This window comes from Atribacterota bacterium (genome assembly GCA_039638595.1).
In the GTDB taxonomy this organism is placed as follows: Bacteria; Atribacterota; Atribacteria; order Atribacterales; family Caldatribacteriaceae; genus Profundicultor; species Profundicultor thermophilus.
This window is the reverse complement of sequence record JBDIWM010000008.1, coordinates 45,884-53,312: the sequence shown is the minus strand read 5'-3', so window position 1 is coordinate 53,312 and position 7,429 is coordinate 45,884. Positions and strand designations below refer to the sequence as shown.

At 50.3% G+C, this 7,429-nt stretch carries 9 protein-coding genes; 5 read left to right on the top strand and 4 right to left on the bottom strand.

The annotated features are described in order from the left end of the window. A partial coding sequence (locus ABDK92_03580) for a Sir2 family NAD-dependent protein deacetylase (GenBank protein MEN3185703.1) occupies nucleotides 1–135 on the bottom strand: 135 nt, incomplete at its 3' end. 13 nt (nucleotides 136–148) lie between these two features. Further along, nucleotides 149–511, bottom strand: a complete 363-nt coding sequence (locus ABDK92_03575) for a S1 RNA-binding domain-containing protein (GenBank protein ID MEN3185702.1) — start codon at nucleotides 509–511, stop codon at nucleotides 149–151. Between the two features lie 300 nt (nucleotides 512–811). Here ABDK92_03575 and ABDK92_03570 point away from each other — a divergent pair, with 300 nt between their 5' ends. The 5 genes from ABDK92_03570 to ABDK92_03550 all read left to right on the top strand — a co-directional run bounded on the left by ABDK92_03570 (nucleotide 812) and on the right by ABDK92_03550 (nucleotide 4,952). Next, nucleotides 812–1,471, top strand: coding sequence for a hypothetical protein (locus tag ABDK92_03570; GenBank protein MEN3185701.1), 660 nt, complete (start codon nucleotides 812–814; stop codon nucleotides 1,469–1,471). 344 nt (nucleotides 1,472–1,815) lie between these two features. Then, nucleotides 1,816–2,373: a hypothetical protein gene (locus ABDK92_03565; GenBank protein MEN3185700.1), complete on the top strand. Its 558-nt coding sequence runs from the start codon at nucleotides 1,816–1,818 to the stop codon at nucleotides 2,371–2,373. 29 nt (nucleotides 2,374–2,402) lie between these two features. Further along, nucleotides 2,403–3,167 carry a hypothetical protein gene (locus ABDK92_03560; GenBank protein ID MEN3185699.1) on the top strand — a complete coding sequence of 255 codons (765 nt, stop codon included), beginning with the start codon at nucleotides 2,403–2,405 and terminating at the stop codon, nucleotides 3,165–3,167. A 132-nt stretch (nucleotides 3,168–3,299) separates the two neighbouring features. Next, nucleotides 3,300–3,524 carry a hypothetical protein gene (locus ABDK92_03555; protein MEN3185698.1) on the top strand — a complete coding sequence of 75 codons (225 nt, stop codon included), beginning with the start codon at nucleotides 3,300–3,302 and terminating at the stop codon, nucleotides 3,522–3,524. Between the two features lie 102 nt (nucleotides 3,525–3,626). Continuing rightward, nucleotides 3,627–4,952 carry a hypothetical protein gene (locus tag ABDK92_03550; protein ID MEN3185697.1) on the top strand — a complete coding sequence of 442 codons (1,326 nt, stop codon included), beginning with the start codon at nucleotides 3,627–3,629 and terminating at the stop codon, nucleotides 4,950–4,952. 14 nt (nucleotides 4,953–4,966) lie between these two features. Here the strand turns inward: ABDK92_03550 and ABDK92_03545 are convergent, their stop codons facing one another. Both ABDK92_03545 and ABDK92_03540 read right to left on the bottom strand, forming a co-directional pair. Continuing rightward, nucleotides 4,967–6,349, bottom strand: a complete 1,383-nt coding sequence (locus tag ABDK92_03545) for a hypothetical protein (protein ID MEN3185696.1) — start codon at nucleotides 6,347–6,349, stop codon at nucleotides 4,967–4,969. A 10-nt stretch (nucleotides 6,350–6,359) separates the two neighbouring features. Further along, on the bottom strand, nucleotides 6,360–7,427 hold the full coding sequence (locus tag ABDK92_03540) for a Gfo/Idh/MocA family oxidoreductase (protein ID MEN3185695.1): 1,068 nt from the start codon (nucleotides 7,425–7,427) through the stop codon (nucleotides 6,360–6,362). Between the last annotated feature and the right edge of the window lie 2 nt (nucleotides 7,428–7,429).

Below are 7,429 nucleotides of genomic sequence, written 5' to 3'. Positions count from 1 at the left end.
CGCCCAAAGACCTGAAGAAGGTGTCCGAAAATCGGGAATACCGCTTTCCGTGGAAATCCCTGCCCCGGTCAGAACCAGCCAGGGAATATGTTCCCGGAAAAATCGCGCCGCATCACGAACGGTACACTCATCCATGAAGAGAGGAAACTTATCGCTTTCTCTTTGCTTCCTGACAGCGCTTTAAATCAGAAAGTTTCTCTTGGCTCTGTTTCAGGAAACGATTCATCTTCTGTTCAAAATTAGCCCGGCTCTTCTCCAGTTTTGCTTCGTACTCTTTGTCTTCGTCAATTCGTCGAATGGAAAAATCGATTTTCCCGTCAGGTGCAATCCGGATTACTTTCACTTTAACCCGGTCATTCACTTTCAGGTAATCATTGATGTCCTTGACAAAATGGTTGGCAATTTCGGAAATATGCACCAAACCTTTGCTTCCGTCGTCAAGCTCGATAAAAGCTCCAAATTTGGTGATACCGATGACCTTGCCCTCAACGATGCTATCCACTTCAACCATGAATACCACACAATCCTCCCTTTCAAAAAAATTGAGTTTATTATATAGAAGAAGGCCAAACAGTGTCAATATTGAGTTTCTGGGCACTCGTGAGCGTGCCGCAATCCACTTACGCAAACCGCTTTCCCGCCTCAGTCTGTGGTGGTAAAATAGTTCTAAGGAGGGAAGAGTATGTGTGTTTCCGTTCCGAAAAGGACCTTACCGCTATTGGCTGGATTCTTCGCCTTTTTGGTCCTTCTTGGGTCTCCCGTTTTCGGAGAGTAAACGGGCTTGTTCCACACCCTCTACCAGTGGGAACCTTTGCGCGAATCTGATGGAGTATCACGGATTATTGCCCATGCCTCTCACGCTCCCAGCAGTGGTCCCTTCCAGGATGGGAATCTCTTTGCCTTTACCGTTCGGAAGAATGCCCTTGTGATTGTGGACGTGACCAAAGAAGAAGTGGTCCTGGAAAAAACATTCCCTGAAATGTGTATCCTCCACGGTCTGAAAAATGGGTACGTTTTCTACTACCTTGGGTCGCATCCACAAACCATGGTTTTTTCCATAGCCACAAAGAAAGAGAAAGCCTATCCTGGCAACTTAGTTCTTGTCACCGAGGGAGGGTTTCTGGTAACAAACGACAGAGGTATTCTCCGTATTTTCGCCCCCACAACTGAGGAATGCCTGTTCAGCGAACCTGTAGCCAGCGCAGAAGCGGTTTTGAGCTTGGGAGAAGTGGTCTTTGTGCCCACCCGGGATACCCAGAGGAACTGCAGCGGCTACCTCGGTTTTGACATTGCATCCCGTAAGACTTTCCCTGTTCCCTCCTTAAGCCCAGATACTCATTTTCATCTTCCTGAATACCACGGCCACCCTGGGAGAGCCGGAATACTTTTCCGGGTGGGTTCCTTCCCATCCTCCGGGAAGAAGGGAAAACAATTTTCCTTGAACTCCTCGACTAGACTGGAGAAACTGTAGAACGATTCCCCCTCCAGGATGTTATCCTTCCTTCGCGTCGTTCTCCATCACCATTGCACCTCTTTGATGTTTTTTCCGATACATTGCTTTGTGCTATCGAGGATGCAATCGGAACATTTCATTTCTTTTCCGTTAAGATAAAAGGTGCGCCAATTCTTCTGGGCCAATTTGCACCCCGGGGGAGAACAACCCTCTATGGGTGATTCTCCAATGACGGCACCATTGTTCTCCTCGAAGAAAAGGGTCATGAGGAAACCATACTTCACCTATTTTCCCCCGATGGAGCACGGATTGCAGAACAAACCCTCTGGCCCCCGGGACTGAGCACGAAGCACTCCCAGATTGTGGACGGAAAAGAACTCCTTAGCACCCAAGGAAATCTTATTCTACGCTACAAGCTCCCTCAGGGGGAACTCACCGGGGTCTACATTTTCTCTGAAGGGCATGACCTAAGTACAGGTGTTTTTGTGTACCAGAATAAGGGGCTCACTTTCCTTCGGAATCTCTCCGGAAAGGAAGAAGGAATCGAAAAACCGGCACTGGTAGCTTTCGACGTCTTAGGCGAAAGCTGGCCCCTTCCGTTGGAACTCGTCTCCGTTTCCCCGCACGGGGAAAGCCTATACGAAGTTTTTGAAGACTTTCCCACCGACCTCCGTTTTACGACCCTTCCATCCCTTGAGAAGCTTCTTACACTCAGTGTGGAAGCGGTTTCCATTACCCGAAAGGAAGAAAGACTCATTTTCACCTGGCTCATCCCTGAGCTTCAAAACGATACCCCAAGAACGGTCACCGTCACCGCTTCTCTTGGTCCTGCCCGAAAGGCGTTCCCCATGACCGTCGTCCCCTTCCCCAATCCCCTCTCTCTTGCAATCCAGACCCACCACGAGGGAAAGTACTCGTAGCCTCCTGGACCCTCAGGAACAAAACCTCGGTGGATATCGATGATTTGCGTTTTAATTTAGAAACCGAGAACCTCCAATGTACCCATGGTGACCCGTTTCCGGAACGAATCACCAAAAAGGACGTGCTCCATGGGAAACTCTTTTTCGAGTATCTCCCCAAGGATTTCCAGGTTCAGTGGAGTGGCTATACCCTTCCCGTCTCTCTCCTCCTTGAAGCCATCTCCCGCCGCGGCAGGGCTCAGGCTTCTTTTGAATCGTTTCTTGCGGTGCGCCCGGCGTACGCTTTTGAAGTCTGGATGCAGCAGGATCCCGAACGTCCGTGGTGGTACCTTCCTACCGATGAAGTTATCCGGGGTCTTTACATCTTTGACCCTTCAGGAAAGGAGATTACCAAAAACCTAACCCTCGAAAAGCGTGATGACCATGTGGTGCGCATCAGTGGTGTGGCCCCAGGTTTTCCCAGCGCGGCGCTTCCGCTTCGCCTTGTTTGGAAACGAGGTGAGCGGATTTTTGAATTCCAGCCCCGACTGGGAAGCCTCTATAAAGAAATGGTTATTGTTCCGTCTCTTGGAGGGGAATGGGAGATTTTCCTCACGTTCAGTGCAAATAGCGCTGAGCAAGTCAACGACCCTGCAAGATTCACCCCACCTCGCTTTACCCTGACGCTTTCACCGAATGCGCATCCCAAAGCAGACTTCATCGTTTGCGACGACGAGATGCACTCCTTCCAGAAAACTGGCTTTTGTGGCATCCCTTCCTCTGATCCTGATGGGGTCATTGTCAAATACCAATAGTCATGGCCTGGTTCAGTAATCCTCGAGGCGAGAGCAATCACCTACAGATTCTCTCAACTCCAAGTTCTCCCTATCACCCTGACCGTGACCGATAACCGCCTGCGGGAAACAAAAGTCACCAAAGAAGTGGCAATGGACCAGGAACGAACCATCGGCGGCAAACGAGTGACCATTCCGCCCGCCTTTGTGCGGCAGAACTCCACAACCTATGAGGTGGAAGTGCTCACTGGAGATACTAATGCTGCTGGAACCGATGCCCGGGTGTTTCTGAGCCTCTACGAACCAAAAGAGCAAGAAGGAGTGGTTTACGGTTCAGGGGTGCTACTGCTCTCTCAGATGGGAAATCCTTTTGAGTGAGGAAAACGGGATGCCTTTTCTGTCACCGGGAGAGCCATTGAGAATCTCGACCACATCGTTCTCCTTCACGATAACTCGGGGAATAAGCCGGGCTGGTTTGTGGTGGGCCTTAAAGTCAAAGACACCTGCTCGGGCAAAGAGTGGGTATTCCAGCCCAACCGGTGGTTAGCCCTCGGCGAAGGAGACCGCAAAACCTATGGTGAGTTCACCCCACTTGAGGAAGTATACCCGGCGGGGATTCTCGTCGAAGGAAACCGTAATTCTCTTAACCTCATTGAGGTCAGTGATACGGTCTTTATCCTCCCACAGGGATGCACTCAATTGTACTTTACCTGTTTTGACGGGACGAGGGAGATGGAAGTATTTCGGGAGAACGGCCGTTCCCTGGGGAAGCAGTATGCCAGTGCCTCCCGCTGGGCAAAGCGAGTACCTCCGTGTCTTCCCAAAAATGAATGGGGCGTACCCTTTGACACCACCGCTCTCAACCACGCGGAACGATTCCTCATAAGAACCAGGAAGGGTCAGGAGACCAGAGAAAAAACGGTGTGGATTTTCCCTCCAAACTGGGCCAATTACCAAAACGTCGCATTGAAGACCTCGATACTGTACTCCCTTAAGGGAAAAACCGAAGTCTTCTCGTGCGGGACCACGGTCAAAAACTATTTGGCTGGGCTCAGCCCTAATGTGGCCAACGCTGCTTTACCAGTCATCAACTACGGAGTGGATGCCTTTTCTATCTTTGGTGCCAGCCCCGACAGCTATCTCGAGGACTCCTTCTGTGAATTTACCAGAACGTACCTCGAAAACCAGAAAACCCTCTTTATCCAGAGGTTTGGATTTAGCCTGGAACTCGTCTCAAGTGCCGTTGACCTTTTCGAATACCTTTATGACGCCCTCAACTGGGCACTGCAACTTCCGGGAGTGGTGCAGGCTTCAGTAGCCCAAGCGTACAAGGTGGTACTTCTTAAGGAACTGGGCGCAAATGACAAAGTACTTGCCCAAATTGCTGCCCTCCTTGAGAAAGGAAAAGAACTTGCAGAAGAAATCAATGCTTCTTTTGAAGCCAATGACCCGTATAGCTGTGCGCAAAAGCTTAGCGCGCTCAAAACCCTAACCTTTGGCAATAACCCGTTAAGCAATGACCCTCAAGTGCACAGCATCAATTACGGAGAATTTGGTATCGCTGATTATGAACCGGGAATGCCTGATCACCCCCTGGCTATCCTCTTTTCTCTGGCTACAATCAATGTCAAAGACTGGCGAAAAAACGGCCATCCCCTCTACCGGGGAGACGAACTCCTGAGTATTCTCCTTCATGACCCGGTTACCGACACAAACGCCGCCTTAGACGTCTACGAACCGCTCCTTCGTACCATCATCCAGGCCGGGGGCATTCTCACCAACGTATGCCTTTTAGGAAGTTCATAGAATCCCCAAAAGCTTTACACCGTCACGATTCTGATGTCGGTCATCTTACAAAAATCCATAAGAGCTGGATAGAGCTCCTCCCCATACCCCAAACAGGCATACTCATTGGTCCAGAACTCAAGAAGCTGTCCCATATCACCATGTACACGGACAAATCCATGAGGCCAAAAAGGAATCCCACACTCTCGAAGCCTCTCTGACACCTCTTCTGGCGACGGTTCAAAAATCGAGACCCGAGCCAGTACCATGACGAATGCCCCCGAGATTCGCCCCAGACGTGCCAAAACCCCCTCGCCCACTTTGCAAATCGCCTGTACCGCTAAACCCCCAGCACTTCCTTCAGTGGGAATCCCATGCTGACTGAACCCCGCCGGACCAACCTTTCCCGCCAAAGAAGGAGGTATCGCTCCGTCACCGATGATTTTCAACTCCTTCTTGATTATATCAATATGCTGAAGGTCCCCATAGTACACCCGTTCTCGGCTCAATTTGGTCAAAAGAAAAGTGGTGAGGGCGGTGTTGAAATCACCAAGAGTGGAGGTGGGCACTCCATCTTCAAGCATCATAGATTGAGCAAAGCAAGTGGTAGCATAAACATCTCCCAAACCGGGAAAAGACTGGATAGTGTAAAAATGCCATTTCTCTCGCTCTACGATTTTTTTGATCGCAAGATAAAGCCGTAGCGAACGCTCATTAGGACGATTCATTTCCGGGAATGTCCCGAATAAACTCTGAACGCGCAGTTTGAGGGCTTCAAGTTCTTCCTGCTTCACGGCTTCAGCTTCCCGGATGAGCTCCACTGTATCTCGACTATCGATGTCCACTCCAAATACCCGCATCCACTGGGAAGGGTCTGCTACCCCCACCGTCTGCCCCATCCCCCTTCCTCCAAAGGTACCGATGGTAGAAAGATTGAGGACGTTTTTGAGGTGCGCCGCCTGACAATAACTTAGGATTTGGGCCATGGTATTCCGGTCGTCAGCAGCCCCGTACACGAATTTATGAGGAATACCCACTTCAAGCATCGCCCCATGCATCACCAAACCCCCTACCGTACGCCACCCTTGAGAACCAGGATGGGTCCAGAGAAGAATTCCCTTCCCAGTGAGGGCATAGTCTCGCACTGCTCCCACCAAATGCGCTGCCCACACCCAGGTACCGGAAAAGAGTATGACTCCATCGATGTCTTCTTCATGTTTCATGCTCCGCAGCGCCACCCGAGCTTCCTCTTTGGTGGCCACCACCACCTTATGTTCTACAAGTTCTATGCCACTTCTCCATAGCGCTTCCTTAGCAAAAGCAATGATGGCTTCATCGATAAATGGTTTTCCCAGAGGATCCCGTAACCCATCCTTGTGAACCCCAAAAACAATAAATCCAAACCTCGGCGTCATCATTGTATCCTCCTCATAGCGAAACGGCATGCCCTGTTAAATAGGACTCCACTGCCCCAAAACAAATCCGAAGACTTTCCACCGCATCCTTAAGCTCCTGCGAGAGGTCGAGGTCTTCAACAATCGCCTGATAGAGGTACTCCTGTTCACGTTGACACAATTCCTCATGACTCGGTTCATCGGAAATCTCGATATACTCATCTTCACGCATTCTTTTTCCTTCGCTATCGGTATCACTCCAGTGAACAACCAATGTATTCACCGCGGTGTGCTGGGATACATCGGAAGGGTCAACAGCGCTCACATCTTTACCGATACTGACTGACCCTTTCGGTCCAATGACGTCCTTTACAAAAAAGGCGGTTCTACTTATCATTGGACCCCAACCCACTTCGTACCACCCCACCGAGCCATCTTCAAAGACGATCTGGAGTGCCCCGTAGTTGTGGGTATCTGGAGGAATTTCATTCGTCAACCGTGCCGCAATCCCATGTACCCGAGTGGGTTTGGCTTGAACCATCCGACACATAACATCCACATAGTGGATACCACAGTCCACAAGGGGAGGCATACGCCGGATGAATTCCTTGTGTACCATCCATTCGCGACCGAAACTCTGTTGATTCAGGTTCATCCGCATAACCAGAGGCTTCCCCATCTTCCAGGCATAATCGACAAACCTCTGCCAGGCCGGGTGATGTCGCAGAATATAGCCAACCACGAGCTTTCGCTTTGTCTCTTGGGCAACTTGTACCACTCGTTTTCCCTCCGCAACGGTTTGCGCAATGGGTTTCTCCAGGAAAACATGAGCCCCTTTCTGCATGGCATAAATGGCGTACTCAGCATGGGTATCCACATAGGTATTGATGGAGACCACTTGAGGGTTGGTAACACGCATTGCTTCATAGTAATCGGTGAAAACCGGTACCGAAAGGTCAAGTTCCTGCGCAAGCTTCTTTGCCCGTTCCACGTTTTTGGCCACTACGAACCCTACGATCTCAAAATAAGGCAAAAGGGCATACGCCTTAGCATGTGATGCTCCCATCCCCCCAACACCAACTACCAGCGTTCGTAATACCATGC